20 protein-coding genes, 1 pseudogene and 1 riboswitch are annotated in these 17,257 nt (G+C 72.1%); of the genes and pseudogenes, 5 read left to right on the top strand and 16 right to left on the bottom strand.

What is annotated here, in order from left to right:
• Positions 1-41 precede the first annotated feature (41 nt).
• From AC4BGC_RS21405 to AC4BGC_RS21370, 8 genes are all read right to left on the bottom strand, one after another.
• Positions 42-2,612, bottom strand: coding sequence for a DUF4153 domain-containing protein (locus AC4BGC_RS21405; protein ID WP_490557577.1), 2,571 nt, complete (start codon positions 2,610-2,612; stop codon positions 42-44).
• Positions 2,612-3,319, bottom strand: coding sequence for a response regulator transcription factor (locus AC4BGC_RS21400; RefSeq protein WP_490557576.1), 708 nt, complete (start codon positions 3,317-3,319; stop codon positions 2,612-2,614). The genes AC4BGC_RS21405 and AC4BGC_RS21400 overlap by 1 nt, the downstream gene beginning before the upstream one ends.
• 109 nt (positions 3,320-3,428) lie before the next feature.
• Positions 3,429-3,932, bottom strand: a complete 504-nt coding sequence (locus AC4BGC_RS21395) for a hypothetical protein (protein ID WP_490557575.1) — start codon at positions 3,930-3,932, stop codon at positions 3,429-3,431.
• A gap of 389 nt (positions 3,933-4,321) precedes the next feature.
• Entirely contained in the window at positions 4,322-5,155 is an 834-nt protein-coding gene (locus tag AC4BGC_RS21390) for a TrmH family RNA methyltransferase (protein WP_490557574.1), read from the bottom strand.
• A gap of 134 nt (positions 5,156-5,289) precedes the next feature.
• A complete protein-coding gene (gene rplT / locus AC4BGC_RS21385; RefSeq protein ID WP_490548864.1) occupies positions 5,290-5,673 on the bottom strand; it encodes a 50S ribosomal protein L20 in 384 nt (127 codons plus the stop codon).
• Positions 5,674-5,760: 87 nt separating this feature from the next.
• Positions 5,761-5,955 (bottom strand): 50S ribosomal protein L35, encoded by a 195-nt coding sequence (gene rpmI / locus AC4BGC_RS21380; RefSeq protein WP_490548863.1) that lies wholly within the window; start codon positions 5,953-5,955, stop codon positions 5,761-5,763.
• Between the two features lie 21 nt (positions 5,956-5,976).
• On the bottom strand, positions 5,977-6,678 hold the full coding sequence (gene infC / locus AC4BGC_RS21375) for a translation initiation factor IF-3 (protein WP_490548862.1): 702 nt from the start codon (positions 6,676-6,678) through the stop codon (positions 5,977-5,979).
• 261 nt (positions 6,679-6,939) lie between these two features.
• Positions 6,940-7,452 (bottom strand): SseB family protein, encoded by a 513-nt coding sequence (locus AC4BGC_RS21370; protein WP_490557573.1) that lies wholly within the window; start codon positions 7,450-7,452, stop codon positions 6,940-6,942.
• A 47-nt stretch (positions 7,453-7,499) separates the two neighbouring features.
• Here AC4BGC_RS21370 and AC4BGC_RS21365 point away from each other — a divergent pair, with 47 nt between their 5' ends.
• The 3 genes from AC4BGC_RS21365 to AC4BGC_RS21355 are packed head-to-tail and all read left to right on the top strand — an operon-like array spanning position 7,500 to position 9,762.
• Entirely contained in the window at positions 7,500-7,985 is a 486-nt protein-coding gene (locus AC4BGC_RS21365) for a hypothetical protein (RefSeq protein ID WP_490557572.1), read from the top strand.
• Between the two features lie 2 nt (positions 7,986-7,987).
• Positions 7,988-9,205 (top strand): amino acid deaminase/aldolase, encoded by a 1,218-nt coding sequence (locus AC4BGC_RS21360; protein ID WP_490557571.1) that lies wholly within the window; start codon positions 7,988-7,990, stop codon positions 9,203-9,205.
• The gene (locus tag AC4BGC_RS21355) at positions 9,202-9,762 is read left to right on the top strand and encodes a nucleoside/nucleotide kinase family protein (RefSeq protein WP_490557570.1); all 561 of its coding nucleotides are present in this window, start codon (positions 9,202-9,204) and stop codon (positions 9,760-9,762) included. Before AC4BGC_RS21360 ends, AC4BGC_RS21355 begins: the two co-directional genes overlap by 4 nt.
• A 12-nt stretch (positions 9,763-9,774) precedes the next feature.
• Here the strand turns inward: AC4BGC_RS21355 and AC4BGC_RS21350 are convergent, their stop codons facing one another.
• The 8 genes and pseudogenes from AC4BGC_RS21350 to ribD form a co-directional block, all read right to left on the bottom strand.
• Entirely contained in the window at positions 9,775-10,254 is a 480-nt protein-coding gene (locus AC4BGC_RS21350; RefSeq protein ID WP_490557569.1) for a PH domain-containing protein, read from the bottom strand.
• Positions 10,238-11,113, bottom strand: a complete 876-nt coding sequence (gene hisG, locus AC4BGC_RS21345) for an ATP phosphoribosyltransferase (RefSeq protein ID WP_490548856.1) — start codon at positions 11,111-11,113, stop codon at positions 10,238-10,240. Before hisG ends, AC4BGC_RS21350 begins: the two co-directional genes overlap by 17 nt.
• Before the next feature lie 9 nt (positions 11,114-11,122).
• Positions 11,123-11,386, bottom strand: coding sequence for a phosphoribosyl-ATP diphosphatase (locus AC4BGC_RS21340; protein ID WP_490548855.1), 264 nt, complete (start codon positions 11,384-11,386; stop codon positions 11,123-11,125).
• A gap of 63 nt (positions 11,387-11,449) precedes the next feature.
• A complete protein-coding gene (locus AC4BGC_RS21335; protein ID WP_490557568.1) occupies positions 11,450-11,887 on the bottom strand; it encodes a hypothetical protein in 438 nt (145 codons plus the stop codon).
• Positions 11,888-11,894: 7 nt separating this feature from the next.
• Positions 11,895-12,371 carry a 6,7-dimethyl-8-ribityllumazine synthase gene (ribH, locus tag AC4BGC_RS21330; RefSeq protein ID WP_490548853.1) on the bottom strand — a complete coding sequence of 159 codons (477 nt, stop codon included), beginning with the start codon at positions 12,369-12,371 and terminating at the stop codon, positions 11,895-11,897.
• Positions 12,368-13,669, bottom strand: a complete 1,302-nt coding sequence (locus AC4BGC_RS21325) for a bifunctional 3,4-dihydroxy-2-butanone-4-phosphate synthase/GTP cyclohydrolase II (RefSeq protein ID WP_490557567.1) — start codon at positions 13,667-13,669, stop codon at positions 12,368-12,370. Before AC4BGC_RS21325 ends, ribH begins: the two co-directional genes overlap by 4 nt.
• On the bottom strand, positions 13,666-14,265 hold the full coding sequence (locus tag AC4BGC_RS21320) for a riboflavin synthase (RefSeq protein WP_490548851.1): 600 nt from the start codon (positions 14,263-14,265) through the stop codon (positions 13,666-13,668). Before AC4BGC_RS21320 ends, AC4BGC_RS21325 begins: the two co-directional genes overlap by 4 nt.
• A gap of 151 nt (positions 14,266-14,416) precedes the next feature.
• Positions 14,417-15,412 (bottom strand): annotated as a pseudogene (ribD, locus tag AC4BGC_RS21315) (bifunctional diaminohydroxyphosphoribosylaminopyrimidine deaminase/5-amino-6-(5-phosphoribosylamino)uracil reductase RibD); the annotation flags it as partial.
• Positions 15,413-15,485: 73 nt separating this feature from the next.
• Positions 15,486-15,616, bottom strand: a riboswitch (FMN riboswitch).
• 147 nt (positions 15,617-15,763) lie between these two features.
• Here ribD and AC4BGC_RS21310 point away from each other — a divergent pair.
• Entirely contained in the window at positions 15,764-16,351 is a 588-nt protein-coding gene (locus AC4BGC_RS21310; RefSeq protein ID WP_490557566.1) for a carboxymuconolactone decarboxylase family protein, read from the top strand.
• A gap of 4 nt (positions 16,352-16,355) precedes the next feature.
• Positions 16,356-17,243: an RNA polymerase sigma factor SigJ gene (gene sigJ / locus AC4BGC_RS21305; RefSeq protein ID WP_490557565.1), complete on the top strand. Its 888-nt coding sequence runs from the start codon at positions 16,356-16,358 to the stop codon at positions 17,241-17,243.
• The last annotated feature ends 14 nt before the right edge of the window (positions 17,244-17,257 follow it).

Here is a 17,257-nt window from a genome sequence, read left to right as displayed (position 1 = left end):
AGCAGGGCACGCCTGACCTGCACAGGTGGACCTTCGGCGGGCTACGGGCAGCTCTGCCTGCCGACCGGCGTCCCGGGTCCGGGCAGGACCAGCCTCGCCCACGTGTCGTCGGCCCGGGCCCGGGACAGGTTCCAGCCCTGCCAGGAGTCCTCGGCGGGACGGAACCCCCGGAGCGCGCATGCTGCCTGCTCGGGCGGGAGCTCGGCGAGGGTGGGCACCGCGTCCGCGCTCAGCCCGCGCAGGTAGCCCCAGTCGACCTTGCCGGTGGCCTCGTACCGCTCGAGGTTGTGCCGCGCGATCCACGCGTCCGGGTTGGCGACCGCCAGGCCCAGCAGCATCGCGGCGCCGGAGAGCAGCGCCATCCGGGGCAGCCACCAGCCGCGCAGCCGGATGCCCGCCACCACGACCGCGACCACCACCAGCCCCAGCCAGAGCTCGAACACGTCGACGAGCAGCCGAAGCCGGGTGAAGCCGTAGGCGTCCTGGTAGAGGTCCATCCGGTGCAGCGCGGAGACCACGACCACCAGGGTGAGCAGGCACAGCACCCCCAGCGACCCTCGCAACCACCACTGGTCGGCGGGGGTCGTGCCCGCCTTGCGCGATGCCACCCACACCACCAGCAGGGTGAGCGCGGTGGCGACCGTGAGCTGGCCGAACCCCTGGTGCACGTACTGCGCGTAGGTCAGTCCCGTGACCCGGCGCACGTAGTCGTGCCCGCCGAGGAACGCGGCGGCCTGCGCCGCGAGGAAGAGCACGAACACCGCGTCGACGAGCAGCACCGGCGCCAGCCACTCGAAGCGGTGCTGGGCCGGTCGGCGTACGACGGGAGACTCGACGGCCGGCGGGTTGATGGCGAGGTACGCCGCCGCGAGCACCACCCCGCCGACCGCCACGGTCACGAACACCCGCAGGAGCACGCTGTCCCGCACGTCGGGGACGACCGTGTTGACCCAGTGGCCGAAGATCGCGTCCCCGCTGGCGAACAGGACGCCGAAGACGAGCACGCCCAGCACGGAGAGCGCGACCGTCCTGGCCACGGCCGCGCTGTTGCTGCCGCCGGCGAGGACCCGCATGGTGCGGCCCAGCCAGGGCAGTCCGCGCAGCCCGGCGAACGGCCAGGCGATCGCCGCGAGCACCATCCCCCAGGCCGACCTGGCGCCGGTCACGGCCGCGGTGACCAGCACGACGGAGACCAGGACGCCGAGCGCCGTGAGCCACCCGGCGTCACGGAACGTGGGCAGCAGGGCGAAGCCGGTGGCCAACGCGGCGCACGCCCAGGCGAACGGCGTACGCCGCCGCCGGCTGACCCAGAGCACCACCAGGCCGGAGGCCAGCATCACCAGCGACGCCCCCAGGCCCAGGGCCGCGAACGGGAGCGCGAGCCCGGCGAAGACCCCGATCGCCAGGCAGGCGAGCAGCACCCCGCGCCTCGGCGGCACGCCGCGGTCCGGCCACACCTGGCCGAACAGGGAGTCCAGGACGCCCTCAGGCATCGGACGCGGCGGCAGCGGTCGCACCACTGGCGGGGACGCAGGCCCCGGGGCCGTGGGAGGTGGGGTCATCGTGGGGTTCCTCTCGTGGTTTCCGGGGGGTGCGGTGGGCGTGGCGTGCGCCGGCAGCTCGACGCGGAACCGGGCGCCGGCCTCACCGGCCCCGGGCTCCACCAGCCGGATCTGCCCCCCGTGCAGATGCGTCACCCACCGGGCGATGGCCAGTCCCAGACCGGTCCCGCCACCCAGCGGGTCGTGCAACGTGCCGAACCGCTCGAAGACCCGTTCCCGGTCCTCCGGCGCGATTCCCGATCCCTCGTCCGACACCTCCATGCGCACCAGCTCGCCGACCCGGCTCGCGTGCACCCGCACGGTCGCGCCGGCAGGGCTGTGCCGCACGGCGTTGTCCAGCAGGTTGGCCAGCAGCTGGTGCAGTCGCGAGCGGTCGGCGTGCACGACCAGGTCGGCCGGCTCGACACGTACGTCGAACCGCACCTCTCGCGCCGGGGCACCCGCCTCCCCCACGGCCTCGGCGACCAGCTCGGCCACCGGCACCTCGGTGCGGTCCAGGGGCACCACGCCGGCATCGACGCGGGAGAGGTCGAGGAGGTCGGCGACCAGGTTGCTCAAGCGCTCCGCCTGGCCGAGCGCGACCCGGATCGTGGCCGGGTCGGGCTCGCTGACCCCGTCGTCGAGGTTCTCCAGGACGGCGACGAGCGCCGTCAGCGGCGTACGCAGCTCGTGGGAGACGTTCGCGACCAGGTCGCGGCGCTGCCGGTCGACCCCGGCCAGGTCGGCGGCCATCCGGTTGAAGGCACGCGCCAGCTCCCCCACCTCGTCGTTCGAGGAGGTCTGCACCCGCACGTCGTAGTCGCCGGCGGCCATCCGCCGGGCCGCCTCGGTCATCTGCCGCAGCGGGGAGGTCATCCCCACGGCGAGGAGCTGGGTGACGCCCAGTGCGAGCAGCACCGTCACCGGGATGCTCAGCGCCGCGGGCACCGTCCCTGCGCCCAGGGTCGCCAGGACCGCGGCGACCAGCACGCTGACGGCCACGAGCAGACCGAGCTTCACCTTGATCGAGGTGAGCTGGCGCAGCGGCTCGCGAGGGGCCGGAGCCGACATCAGCAGGCCTCGAGCGCGTACCCGACGCCGTGCACCGTGCGCACCCGCTCCGCGCCGATCTTCGAGCGCAGCGCCTTCACGTGGCTGTCCACCGTGCGGGTGGCGCCGGCACCGCCGTCCCAGCCCCAGACGTCGGCCAGCAGCCGCTCCCGGGTCAGGACCTGGCCCGGCTTGCTGGCCAGGGCGCCGAGCAGGTCGAACTCGGTGGGGGTCAGGTGCAGCTCCACGCCCTGCAGCCAGGTACGCCGGGCGCCGGGGTCGATCCGCAGGGCGCCGACCTCCATGCTCCGGGGCGGGCTCGCCGCTGCCTGGTCCACCAGCTGCTGGGCGCGGCCCACCCTGCGCAGCAGGGCGGCGACCCGGGCGACCAGCTCGCGCATCCGGAACGGCTTGGTCAGGTAGTCGTCGGCCCCGACCCCGAGCCCGACGAGCACGTCGGCCTCGTCGTCGCGGGCGGTGAGCATCAGCACCGGGACGGGACGGCGCTGCTGGATCCGCCGGCACACCTCGAGGCCGTCGAAGCCCGGCAGCATCACGTCGAGCACCACCAGGTCGGGGTGGTGCTCCTCGAAGGCGGCGACCGCGCCAGGGCCGTCGTACGCCGAGACGACACGGTGCCCCTCCGCCCGGAGCCGGTCCCCCACGGCCTGGTTGATCAGCGGCTCGTCCTCGACGACCAGCACGGTCGTGGGGTTCTCCGGGTCCATGTCAGGAGCGTAGGAGCGCCGGTGGTCGGGAGGTGTGCGCGCAACGTGAAGGTTGTGTGCAGATCGCGCGGTCCCGGCCGCCCGGTGATGCGTAGTGGGGCCGGGACGCCTACGGCAGGCGTGCCACGTAGTCGGTGAGCAGCTTGCGGGCGAGGTCCTCGGCGTGCCCGGCTGGGTGACCGTCGTCGTCGGAGCCCACGTTGACGGTGATGGTCACGCGGCCCTTGGCCACACGCAGGTTCACGGACTGGCGCTGCATGGTCCTGCCGTCGAAACCGAAGGAGCCCGAGCGAGAGCTGATGAAGCCCTCCCAACCGTCCAGGGACAGGTCCTCGTTGACGCCGGTACCTCGTTCTCCCGGGATGATGTAGTCGTCCTTCCGAGCCTCCTTGATGGAGTACTTCCCGGCGTAGACGGCGACTGCATCCTTCGCGGTCCGCACATTCCTCTGCGCTGCTCCTGGACTCGCGTGCCGCCACACGTCGATGCTCGCGTCGTCCTCGATGACGGCCTCAGCGGCCGCGCGTTCGAGGTCGGCGCCCTTCGGGCTGCCCGGGAGCTCGAGCGCGAAGCTCACGCTGACGGAGGCACCCTCGTCGCGCTCAGGGCACATCGGGCTGTCCTTCTTCGGGCAGACGATCAGAATCTTCCTGGCCCCCGGAACGTCCGCCCTGGACGGCAGGGTCGCCTTCAGCTCCTGGAGGGTGTAGTCCCTCTCGGTGGCCGGAGCAGCAGACGTCGCCACCGGTTGACTCGGTGATGCCGCCGGAGCTGGCTTGTCCTGGGCGGGGGTTCCTCCACACCCAGCCAGCAGCGTGATCGTGGACAGGGCAGCCGCGACGCGCGCGAGAGTGTTGATGGTCGTCCCACCTTCTTGGTGTAGTTCGCTGACGGGCTGCTGTGCGAGATCGGCGGCGCAGCTGGGATCACGACCAGCCATGGCCCAGGCGCGCGGCCGGGCGGCAGGTTCGAGGACCCTGGACCTGGTGCCGGCGGCGAACGCTAGCGCAGAGCGCGCGCGCTCGCATAGAGGCAGATCGCGGCTGCGGTGGAGAGGTTGAGGCTCTCGGCGCGCCCCAGGATCGGGATCGAGACGCGGTGGTCGGCCAGCGCGGCGAGGTCCTCGGGCAGGCCCCAGGCCTCGTTGCCGAACAGCCAGGCGACCGGCTGCCGGAGCAGGCCGGAGGACTCAGCCTCGAACAGGTCGGTCTCCCCTGCCCCGTCAGCGGCAAGCACGGTGAAGCCCGCTGCCTGCGCGGCACCCACGCACTCGGCGGGGCTCTCGGCCCGGGCGATCGGGAGGTGCCACAGGCTGCCGACGCTCGCCCGGACGGTCTTGTCGTTGTAGGGGTCCACGCTGTTCCCGGCGAGCACCACCCCCCGCGCTCCCGCCGCGTCCGCGGTGCGGATCACGGTGCCGGCGTTGCCCGGGTCTCGTACGTCGGCACAGATCACGAGCGTGGGCGCCTCGACCTCGGGGCTCGGCCCGCTGGCGTCGAGGAGGAGGTCGAGCTCGACGTCGAGGAACCGGCACACCGCCACGATCCCCTGGGGCGTGACCGCTCCGCTCAGGGCGGCGACGGCTCCCTCGTCCGCCTCCCGCCACGGGACCCCGAGGTCGTCGACGGCCTTGCGCAGCGCGGCGTACTGCTCGGTCGCGGCCTCGGTCGCATAGACCTCGACCACCCCGCCGGGCAGGTGCAGCGCCTCGGTGAGCGCCTTGGCCCCCTCGGCGAGGAACAGCCGCTCCTCGGCCCGCGCACTGCGCCGCGTGAGCCGGCGTACCGCCTTGACCCGCCCGCTCTTCGCCGACAGCGGCCGCTCGGGTGGGGTCACTGGGTTGCCTGGGTGGTTGCGTCGGCGGCGGCAGTTTCCCAGGTCATGAACCAAAACTGCCTCTTCACACACGGGGTGGTGTGTGTGAAGAGGCAGTACGGGTTCATAACCTGGGAAACTGGACGAGCGTCAGGTCACGCCGAGACGGGCGCGTTGACGTCCTCGGGCAGGTTGGCCTTGGCGGTCTCGACGAGGGCGACGAAGGCCGGGAGGTCGTTGACGGCCAGGTCGGCCAGGATCTTGCGGTCGACCTCGACACCCGCGGCCTTGAGGCCCTGGATGAAGCGGTTGTAGGTGAGGCCGTTGGCGCGGGCGCCAGCGTTGATCCGCTGGATCCAGAGCTTGCGGAAGTCACCCTTGCGCTTCTTGCGGTCGTTGTAGCTGTAGACCAGCGAGTGGGTGACCTGCTCCTTGGCCTTGCGGTAGAGCCGCGAACGCTGACCCCGGTAGCCGGAGGCGCGCTCGAGGACGACCCGGCGCTTCTTGTGGGCGTTTACTGCCCGCTTGACGCGTGCCATTTCAGTACTCCTTTGAGATTCTTCGTGGTCCGCTGGTCGCGACCACCCGGGTGTGCACCCGGTGTGTCAGGGGGTGAGCGGGGTGACTTACAGGCCGAGCAGCTTCTTGGCGCGCTTCACGTCGGCCTTGGCCACCTCGGCGGTGCCCGACATGCGGCGAGTCACCTTGGAGGACTTCTTCTCGAGGTTGTGGCGCAGGCCCGTCTTCTGGCGACGGATCTTGCCGGAGCCCGTCACGCGGAAGCGCTTCTTCGCACCGGAGTGCGTCTTGTTCTTCGGCATCTGTGTCTATTCCTTTTCTCGTTACGCTTCGATCTCGGGGTCGAGGTTCTCGGAGCGACCGCGCTCCTTCTTCGGAGAGGGAACCGGGTGCGCTGCCTTGATCTCGGCACGCTCCGCCTCCCGCTCGGCCGTGCGCTCGGCAGCTCGTGCGTCGCGCTCGGCCTTCACCTCGGCCTTGGCCTCGGACTTCTTCTTGTGCGGGCCGATCACCATGGTCATGTTGCGGCCGTCCTGCTTGGGCGAGGACTCGACGAAGCCGAGGTCACTCACGTCCTCGGCCAGACGCTGCAGCAACCGGTATCCCAGCTCGGGACGGTGCTGCTCGCGACCGCGGAACATGATCGTGATCTTGACCTTGTCGCCCGAGCGAAGGAACCGTACGACGTGACCCTTCTTGGTCTCGTAGTCGTGCGCGTCGATCTTCGGTCGGAGCTTCATCTCCTTGATGACCGTGTTGGTCTGGTTACGCCGGGCTTCACGGGCCTTCTGGGCGTTCTCGTACTTGAACTTGCCGTAGTCCATGAGCTTGCAGACCGGGGGTCGCCCCATCGGCGCGATCTCGACGAGGTCGAGGTCCGCCTCCTGGGCCAGCCGTAGGGCATCGCTCGTGGAGACGATGCCGACGGTTTCGCCGTTGGGTCCAACGAGCCGGACTTCCGGTACCCGGATCCGATCGTTGATTCGCAGCTCGGTGCTGATGGGTCCTCCTGTGGTGGTCTTCATGGTTGACCCCGGGAGAACATCCGCTGCGGCGCATTTCTGCCCCGACATGGAAGAAGGCTCCCGGCGTGACGCACGGGAGCCTCAGTCGTCGAGCTGATCGGCGACAGGCGTCACCCAACTCGTTGACCAGAACCCGACGACCTGGTGGAGAACGGTCGATGCGGGTGGGAGAAGGCCTCCGCTTGTCAGATCGGCCCCACCCTCACGGGCAGGACTGATCGGTCACAGACAACTCTACTAGGCGGGGCCCGGTAATGCACATCAGCCGAGCACCCAGGCCCAGCCTTCCGCGTCGCGGACCAGCCGGTGGCCCTGGGCCAGGGCGGCGAGCTCCTCGGAGTCGATCACGAACATCACCGGTCCCGCGAGGTCGAGGAGCAGCGCCGACGCCTCGTCCTGGATCGCCGACCGGGCCGCCTCCCGCAACGTCACCGGCACCGGTCGCGGGTCGCTGCCGGGCTGGGTCTGCGCCCAGCGCTGGAGAGGCTGGGTCCCGGTGAACCCGAGCAGCGCCGTGCGTCCGTCGCGGCCGGTGATCAGCACCGCGGCCATGTCGCTGGTCTTGTCGTGGGCCAGGCCCTGCTCGTCGTACTCGACCTCGCCGAGCACGGCCACCACGGGGACGAGCACCCGCGAGTCCTGCAGCACCGCCAGCGTGGCGAGGTGCTGCTCGGCGCCCGGCGCCGCGTCGTACGCCGCCAGGGCGGAGGTGACCTCGGGGGCGGGGCGGCCGTCGTCGCCGGCGAAGCCCGGATCGGGAATGGTGCGCATCATCGCGATCCTGCCAGACCGATCGCTCGCCGATTCCGTAGGCTGGGGCCATGCCCCTGGCCACCGACGTCACCGTGGACTCCACCACCTGGGCCGCGCTCGCCCTCGTGCTGACCTTCCTCGGCGCCGCCCTCTCCTGGGTCGCCTGGCGCCGTCGCGGCGTCGCGGCCGGCCTGCGCGGCCTGGCCTGGACCCTGCTGCCCGTCGCGGCCTGGCTCACCGGCACCCTGAAGCTGGCCGCGAACATCGCCAACGACGTCGTCAACTGGGCCACCCGGCTGGTGTTCTCCCCCACCGTGTGGGCCGGCATCTCCGTGGCCGGCGTCGCCGTGGTGCTGTGGCTCGTCTCCGGCCTGCTGCGCTCCCGCGGCGTCGGGACCCGCGCACCCGCGAGGAGCGTGCCCGAGGCCAAGGCCGGGCCGGCAGCAGTCGAGAAGGCCCCCGCGAAGCGCGCACCCAAGCGCGGCAAGGCCGCCGACGACGACATCGAGGGCATGGACGACATCGAGGCCATCCTGAAGCGGCACGGCATCTAGCCGTGCCCCGTGGAGCCTTCGGCAGCGACGCTGCCCGCACGCAGCTTGCCCGACGCCTGGACGCCGCGGTCGCCCACCTCGAGGACCCCTCGACCCCGATGGTCGTGATCGACCTCGACGCGTTCGACGCCAACGCCGCAGACCTGGGCCGTCGCGCCGCCGGCAAGCCGGTGCGGGTGGCATCGAAGTCGCTGCGGATCCCGGCGCTGGTCGAGCGCGCCCTGGCCCGCCCCGAGTTCAGCGGGGTGCTCGCCTACACCTTGCGCGAGGCCCTGTGGCTGGTGCGCGAGGGATTCACCGACGACGTGGTGATGGGCTACCCCTCGGTCGACCGCGGCGCCCTCCGGACGCTCCTGGCCGACCCCCGGGCGCGCGCGACGATCACCCTGATGGTCGACGACCCCGCCCACCTGTCCCTGATCGAGGCCTGCGGGGACGCCCGAGGCGTGCGGGTCGCGATCGACATCGACGCCGGGCTGCGGCTCGGGCCCTCCCACGTCGGGCCGAAGCGCTCCCCCCTCCACGACGCCGGCGAGGTGGCTGCGTTCGCCGAGCAGGTGGTCCGGCGCGGCTTCGCGCTCGTCGGGGTGATGACCTACGAGGGCCAGGTGGCCGGCGTACCCGACGCCGTGCCCACGCAGAAGGCGCGCTCGCTCGTCGTACGCCGGCTCAAGTCTGCCTCGATCACGCAGCTGGCCGACCGCAGGCGCACGATCGCCGACGCCCTCGCCGACCTGGCCGAGCTCGAGTTCTGGAACGCGGGCGGCTCCGGCAGCGTGGAGACGACCGTGGCCGACCCCGTGGTCACCGAGGTCGCCGCCGGGTCCGGGCTGCTCGTGCCGGGCCTCTTCGACCACTACGCGAGCTTCGACCCCCGCCCCGCGGCCTTCTTCGGCGTCCAGGTCGTACGCCGCCCCGCCGCCGGTGTGGCCACGGTCGCAGGCGGCGGCTTCGTCGCGAGCGGGGCCACCGGCAAGGACCGCGCCCCGCTGCCCTGGGCACCACCCGGCCTGGCGCTGACCGGCCTCGAGGGCGCCGGTGAGGTGCAGACGCCGCTGATCGGGAAGGGAGCCGGGCTGCTGCAGATCGGCGACTGGGTGTGGTTCCGGCACGCGAAGTCCGGTGAGCTTGCCGAGCACACGAACACCGTGCACCTGCTCAGCGGTGACTCGTTCGTCGATCGCGTGCCCTCCTACCGGGGCCTCGGCCTGGCCTGGTGAGCACCGGCCCGACCCCCGCGTCCGACGCGGCTGCCGTGGTGGACCTGGCGCTGGCCCGGCCGGCGACCCTGGGCGCCGGGCGGCTGGTGTGCATCGACGGTCCCGCCGGCTCGGGCAAGACCACCCTCGCGGCCGCCGTGGGCGCGCTGACCGGCTGCCCGGTGGTCCACATGGACGACCTCTACCCCGGCTGGTCCGGCCTCGCCGAGGTCGAGACCCAGCTCGACGGGCTGCTCACCCCGCTCTCCGCAGGCGCGACCGGCCGCTACCGTCGCTACGACTGGGTCGCGGGCCGGTTCGCCGAGACCGTGGCCGTGGAGCCGGGACCGCTGCTGGTGCTCGAGGGCGTCGGGAGCGGAGCCTCCCGGTTCGGGGCGCTGGTCACCGTGCTGGCCTGGGTGGAGGCGCCGCACGACATGCGCCTGGAGCGGGGCCTGGCACGTGACGGCGAGGCCTTCGCGCCCCACTGGGAGCAGTGGGCCCGCGACGAGGCGCTGGTGTTCGCCCGGGAGCGGACCCGGGAGCGTGCCGACCTGGTCCTCGACGGGACCCGGTGACGGTTCGTCCGCTCAGGAGGGGGCGGTGCCGGGGGTGTTCGCCTCCACGGTCGCCCGGATCTCGCGCACTGCCCTGCGCGCCCGCTCACCGTCGGAGCCCTGCACCCCGACCATGGACACGGTGGTGCCGTCGGAGAGATCGATCGTCCCCCACGGCGCTCCCCGGCGCATCGACACCGAGATCACCTGCGACCACTCGTAGTGGCGCTTGCGGAAGCCGTTGACCACGGTCAGCCCCTCGGCGGTGGCCGTCACCCGTGAGCGCACCAGCGCGAACCAGCAGCCGAACAGCAGCATGCCCAGGACCACGAGGGTGCCGCGCTGGAAGGGGGTGAACTGGGAGCGGGTGTCCTCGGGGAGGAAGACCCACACCGCACCGACCAGGACGAGCAGCAGCACGCCCAGCGCCCACACCGCGATGCGGACCCCGAGGGGCCGCCACGTGTGCGGCAGGCTGGGGGCCGTCGTCTCCCGCTCAGAGCCGGCAGGCATGGATGTCGGTCAGCAGGATCGCGCGCGCGCCGACCCGGTAGAGGTCGTCCATCAGCTTCTGGGCCCCGTCGCGCGGCACCATCGCCCGGACGGCAACCCAGCCCTCGCGATGCAACGGCGACATCGTCGGGCCCTCCAGGCCCGGGGTCAGGGCGACGGCCGCCTCGACCGAGGCCTGGGGGCAGTCGTAGTCCATCATCACGTAGGTCCGCGCCACCAGGACGCCGTCGAGCCGCCGCTTGAAGACCTCGAAGCCGGTCGGCTCCGGCGCGTCGGCGCGGGTGATCAGCACCGCCTCGGAGTCGAGGATCACCTCGCCGACGATCTCGAGCCCGGCCGCCTTCAGGGTGCTCCCGGTCTCCACGACGTCGGCGATCACGTCGGCCACGCCGAGCTGGATGCTGGTCTCCACGGCGCCGTCGAGGCGGATCACCTCGATGCCGCTGGTGTCGATGCTCATCTGCTCGAGGTAGCGGCGCACCACTCCGACGTACGACGTGGCGATGCGCTTGCCGGCGAGGTCTTCCAGCGAGGACAGCGTGCCGGGACGCGCGGCGAACCGGAACCGTGAGCGGCCGAACCCGAGCTGGCGGGCCTCGTGGGCCTTGGCGCCGGAGTCGAGCAGCAGGTCACGGCCGGTGATGCCGATGTCCAGGGTCCCCGCGCCGACGTACAGCGCGATGTCGCGCGGGCGCAGGTAGAAGAACTCCACGCCGTTGGCGGGGTCGAGCAGGCTCAGCTCCTTGGAGTCCGTGCGCTGGCGGTAGCCGGCTTCGCGCAGGATCTCGGAGGCGGCCGTGGACAGCGAGCCCTTGTTGGGGATCGCGATCTTCAGCAGTGGTGCAGGGGTGTCGCTCATGGGGTCCTCTTACAGGTGGGCGTAGACGTCGTCGAGGGAGATTCCGGCGGCGAGCATCAGCACCTGTGCGTGGTAGAGCAGCTGGCTGATCTCCTCGGCCGCCCGCTCATGGCCCTCGAACTCGGCCGCCATCCAGGACTCGGCTGCCTCCTCGACCAGCTTCTTGCCGATCGTGTGCACCCCGGCGTCGAGCGCCGCGACCGTCCCGGAACCCTCGGGGCGGGTCGCCGCCTTCTCGCTCAGCTCGGCCCAGAGCCCCTCGAACGTCTTCACGCGCCCAGCCTATGTGCAAGGCGACCGCGGCAGGCAGCCGCCCGTGGCCCGGGCCGCTGCACCCTACGCCCGGCCCAGCTGCGGGAAGGCCTCGCGGAGCGCGCGGTACTGCGCGGTGTCGAGGTACGACGGGTTGCTGCCGGCCGGCATCCGGATCACCTCGAGGGTCATCAGGGTGGGCTCGGCGAGGATCTCGTCCCTGGCGACGAACGGCTCCAGCGGCTCGAGGCGCACCGGCATCGCGAGGTCCTCCCCGCGCTCCACGGGACCGGTGGTGCGGCCGGTCGCATAGATCCCCGCGGGGTGCTCGCGGTCACTGCCGCTGACCCACAGCAGCACCGGCTGGCCGGCGCGGATCAGCTCGGCGCGGTACGACGGACGCACGCACCGGCTGGTGATGGTGCTGAACCGGGTCCGCAGCACCTCGCCGACCTGCAGGCTGGCCGGGCTGGCCTTCACCAGCCAGGCGCCCAGGGAGCTCTCGGAGACAGCGGGGGCCATGCTGGTCTCAGCCGGCGATCTCGCGCAGGGTGCGCGCGGTGAGCAGCGCCGCGGAGGTGGCCTCGTAGCCCTTGCTCTCGCTGCTGCCCTCCAGCCCGGCCCGGTCGAGTGCCTGCTGCTCGGTGTCGCAGGTGAGCAGCCCGAAGCCGATCGGCACGCCGGTGTCCAGCGCGATCCGGTTCAGGCCGTCGGTCGCGGCCGAGCAGACGAACTCGAAGTGCGGAGTGCCGCCACGGATCACGACGCCCAGGGTGACCACGGCGTCGTACCCCTGCCGGGCGAGGGCCTGGGCCACCACGGGGAGCTCGAAGGACCCGGGCACCCGGACCACCGTGGACTCGCCGACCCGGTAGCGCTCCAGCGCCTCCCGGGCACCGGCGAGGAGACCGTCCATCACCTGCTCGTGCCAGCTCGCCGCCACCACGGCCACCCGGAGGTCGCTGCAGTCGACGGGGACGTCGGCGGGGCTGCCGTCGCCGCTCATGACAGCACCGTCTTCCCCGGCAGGCCGAGCGCCTCGGGGTCGAACCCGTCGAGGCCGTCGAGCTGGTGGCCCATCCGGTCGCGCTTGGTCAACAGGTAGGCGAGGTTGTGGTCGTTGGGCCGGGGCGTGAGCGCCACCCGCTCCGCGACCGCGATCCCGTAGGACTCCAGTCCGGAGGTCTTGGCGGGGTTGTTCGTCAGCAGGCGCACGGACCCCACACCGAGGTCACGCAGGATCTGGGTGGCGGTCCCGTAGTGCCGCGCGTCGGCCGGGAGCCCGAGGTCGAGGTTGGCGTCGACGGTGTCCCGCCCGCCGTCCTGGAGCTCGTAGGCCTGCAGCTTGGCGAGCAGGCCGATGCCACGGCCCTCGTGGCCGCGCAGGTAGATCACCACCCCCCTGCCCTCCTTGACAATCAGCTCCATCGCCTCCTCGAGCTGCGGGCCGCAGTCGCAGCGCTCGGAGCCGAAGACGTCGCCGGTGAGGCACTCGCTGTGCACCCGGGTCAGCACCGGCTCGCCTCCGCGGAGGTCCTCGGGGTCGCCGTACACCAGCGCGACGTGCTCGGAGTCGTCGATCGTGATCCGGTAGCCGAACGCGGTGAACGCACCGTGGCGCGTGGGCAGCGCGGTCTTCGCCAGCCGCTCGACGTGGCTCTCGTGCCGGCGGCGGTAGTGCACCATCTGCTCGATCGAGATCATCTTCAGCCCGTGCTCGTCGCAGAACTCGCGCAGCTCGGGAGCCCGCTTCATCGTCCCGTCGTCGTTGACGACCTCGACCAGCACGCCCGCCGGGGTCAGCCCGGCCATCTTGGCGAGGTCCACGGCCGCCTCGGTGTGCCCACGACGGACCAGCACCCCGCCCTCGGTGTAGCGCAGCGGGAACACGTGGCCCGGCCGGGTGAGCTCCCAGGGCTCGGTCGCGGAGTCGGCCAGGACCCGCGCGGTGTGCGCCCGGTCCGCGGCCGAGATGCCGGTGCTGACGCCGTCGCGCGCGTCCACCGAGAGGGTGTACGCCGTGCGGAGCTTGTCCTTGTTGTGCGGCGTCATCAGCGGGATCTCCAGCCGGTCGAGCATCCGGCCCGGCATCGGCACGCAGATGACTCCGCTGGAGTGCCGGATCGTGAACGCCATCAGCTCCGGCGTCGCCTTGGAGGCGGCGAAGATGATGTCGCCCTCGTTCTCGCGGTCCTCGTCGTCGACCACGACCACGGCCTGTCCGGCGGCGATCGACGCGATCGCCTCCTCCACCGTGTCGAGGCGGATCTGGGCCTGCTCGTGGGCCCGTTGGTTCTCAGTCACTGCTTCACCATCTTCTCGACGTACTTCGCGATCACGTCCACCTCGAGGTTGACGACATCGCCGGGTTGCTTGAAGCCCAGGGTGGTGCGGGCCAGGGTCTCGGGGATCAGGCTGACCGTGAAGCTCGCGGTGGTCGAGCTCGTCGAAACCTCCACCACCGTCAGCGAGATCCCGTCGACGGTGATCGACCCCTTGTCGACGAGGTAGCGGTCCAGCCCCTCGGGGAGCGATACCTCGACCAGCTCCCAGTGCTCGCTGGGGGTACGCCGCAGCACGGTCCCGGTGCCGTCGACGTGGCCCTGCACGATGTGCCCGCCGAGCCGGGTGGCCGGCGTGACCGCGCGCTCGAGGTTCACCCGGGCACCGGGGGCCAGCGAGCCAAGGGAGGTCTTCGCCAGGGTCTCGTGCATCACGTCGGCGGTGAACGAGTCGTCCTCACGGGTGGCCACGGTGAGGCAACAACCGTTGACCGAGATCGAGTCCCCGAGCGCGGCGTCGCCGGTGACCAGGGGGCCGTGCACGGTGAGCCGGATCGCGTCGCCCTGGTCCTCCAGGGCGGCCACGGTGCCGAGCTCCTCCACGATGCCGGTGAACATGTCAGCGTCCTTCCTCGGGGGCGCCGCGACCCAACAAATGTTGGGTTGTGACGTCCTGATCGGTCGTTTCGGCGTTCGGATCCAACATTTGTGGGGCGGGGCCGCTCACCCGCCCGCTCATCGTGATCCGCACGTTGGTCTCGGCGCCGGTGCCGATCGTGGCCACGTCGGTGATCGAGAACCGGCGGGCGTCGGCGATCGTGGTGATGCCGAGGTCCGCGACGGCCGGGGTGCCGGCGCCGAGCAGGGCGGGGGCGAGGTAGGCCACCACCTCGTCGACCAGGCCGGCCTCGAGGAAGGCTGCGGCCAGGGTGGGCCCGCCCTCGAGGAACACGTGCTGCCGGTCGCGGGCGTGCAGCAGCTCGAGTGCCTCCCGCGGGTCGCGGGTCGCCAGCACGACGGTCTCGGCGCGGTCGTTGAGCACCCGTCGCTGCGGGTCGACGGGCCGCAGGCCCATCACCGCGCGCAGCGGCTGGTGCGGCAGGAGGTCGTCGTACTCGTCGCGCACGGTGAGCTCGGGGTCGTCCTGCTCCACGGTCCCGGTGCCGACGAGCATCACGTCGCACTCCGCGCGCAGGCGGTGGCTGTCGACCCGCGCGGCGCGCGAGGTGATCCACCGGCTCGACCCGTCGGCCGCGGCGCTGCGGCCGTCCAGCGTGCTCGCGAACTTCCAGGTGACGAACGGGCGGTGGTGCTCCATCGCGAACGTCCAGGCGCGGTTGAGCGCACGCGCCTCGTGCTCCATCAGGCCGTACTCCACCGAGATGCCGGCCTCGACCAGCGCCGCCTCGCCACCGGCCGCGACCTCGTTCGGGTCCGGCTGCGCGAAGACCACGCGGGAGACCCCGGCCTCGATCAGGGCGCGCGAGCAGGGGCCCGTGCGACCGGTGTGGTTGCACGGCTCCAGGGTCACCACGGCGGTCGCGCCGCGGGCCTGGGGGCCGGCCTCGGCCAGCGCGGCCGCCTCCGCGTGCGGCGTACCGGCACCGCGGTGGTAGCCCTCTGCAACAACTTGCGAGGACCCGGCCGCGTCGCTGCTGAGCAGCACGCAGCCGACCCGCGGGTTGGGTCCGTGGGGTACGCCGGGAGTGCTCGCCAGCTCCAGCGCGCGACGCATCGCGTGCTGCTCCGCCGGGGAGAATCCCATCGCCTGACTGTCCTCACTGGTCCTTGCGGGCACCGGGGGACCTCAGACGGCTCGCGGCGTCGCCGCGGGCCTCCTGCGTGCACTTCTCATCCGGACTTTGACCGTCGGTCCAGGAGTTCCACCTGGTCAACCGATCGCCGTGAGGCCACCGGGTCGCGGACTGTCACCGCCGGTGCGGAGTTTCACCGCCCCCAGAGCACGCGAGTCTTCACTCGTCGGGGCCAAGTCTGCCACAGCGGCCGGGGGCCGGCTCCGGTGACCTCGCTCACCCGATGTCACATCCCCGGCAGCGGCCGGGTCCACCCATAAAGCCCAGCAGACCCAGGAAAGCCAGCAGACCCAGGAGATGCCATGACCACCGACGCACCCATGACCACCACCACCAACCGCGCGCGGTTGCCCCTCGAGCACCCCGGCAGCGGGCTCGCCCGGCTGCTCCGCTTCTGGACCCGCCGCAGCTACGGCCAGGAGATGGAGCCGATGCTCGCGCTGCTGCACCACCGCAGGGTGACGACGGCGGTCGCCCGCTTCGAGCTACGGGTCGCGAAGTGGTCCGCCCTCGACGACGGGCTCAAGGACCTCGCCTGCCTCGCCGTGGCCTCGCAGATCGGCTGCAGCTGGTGCATCGACTTCGGCTACTACCTCTCGCACGGCAACGGCACCGACGCCGCGAAGCTGGAGCAGGTCGCGGACTGGCGCTCCAGCACCGTCTACACCCCGCTGGAGCGCAGGGTCCTGGAGTACGCCGAGTCGATGACCGCCACTCCCCCGCAGGTGACCGACGAGATGGTCGCCGGCCTGCGCAGCGAGCTGACCGACGCCCAGCTGGTCGAGCTGACTGAGATCATCTCGGTGGAGAACCTCCGCTCGCGGACCAACTCCGCCCTGGGCTTGACCAGCCAGGGGTTCAAGAGCCAGTGCGACCTTCCTCAGAGGTGAGCCGATGACCAGCGATCCGGTGCCCACGGACGCGGCGTCGCTGTTCGAGCAGCACCGCCCGGTGCTGGTCGGCGCGGCGTACCGCATCCTCGGCAGCCACGTCGAGGCCGAGGACGTCGTCCAGGAGGCGTGGATCCGCTGGTCCCGGGTCGAGCACCGGGACGTCGCGGAGCCCCGCGCCTACCTGCTCACCGTCACCAGCCGGCTCGCCCTGAACCGGGTCCGCGACCTGGCCACCCGGCGGGAGAGCTACGTCGGGCCGTGGCTGCCCGAGCCGGTCGCCAGCGAGCCGGACCCACGCGTCGACGGCGCCGCGGCAGCGCAGCTCGCCGACGAGGTGTCCATGGCGATGCTGATCGTGCTCGAGTCGCTGAGCCCGCTCGAGCGGGCCGCGTTCGTGCTCACCGAGGTGTTCGCGATGCCTGCTGCCGAGGTGGGCCGGGCGCTCGACCGGAGTCCCGCGGCGGTCCGCCAGCTCGTCCACCGCGCGCGCTCGCACGTGGCCGCACGCCAGCCCCGCCAGGTCGTCTCCGGGGACCGGCACCGCGAGGTCACCGAGCGGTTCCTCGCCGCCGCGGCGGGCGGTGACGTGCCCGAGCTGCTGGAGCTCCTGGCCCCCGACGTCGTCCTGGTCACCGACGGTGGCGGCAGGAGGACGTCGGCGCTCCGGCCGATCCAGGGCGCCGACAAGGTGCTGCGCTTCCTCGCCGGGGTGCTCTCCAAGCCGGAGAGCGCGGGCGCCGAGTTCGCCCTGCGACCGGTCAACGGCGAGCTCGCGATCGTGGTGACGCTGGACGGCGAGCTCGACGGGGTCTACTTCGTGACCGTGCAGGACGACCGGATCACCACGCTGCACGGCATCCGCAACCCGGAGAAGCTCGGCGCCATGTGACCCGTCTTCGCGGC

The organism is Nocardioides sp. Z38_18 (assembly GCF_058215695.1).
The sequence above is the reverse complement of the archived record's forward strand: the minus strand, read 5'-3'. Positions and strand labels throughout refer to the sequence as shown.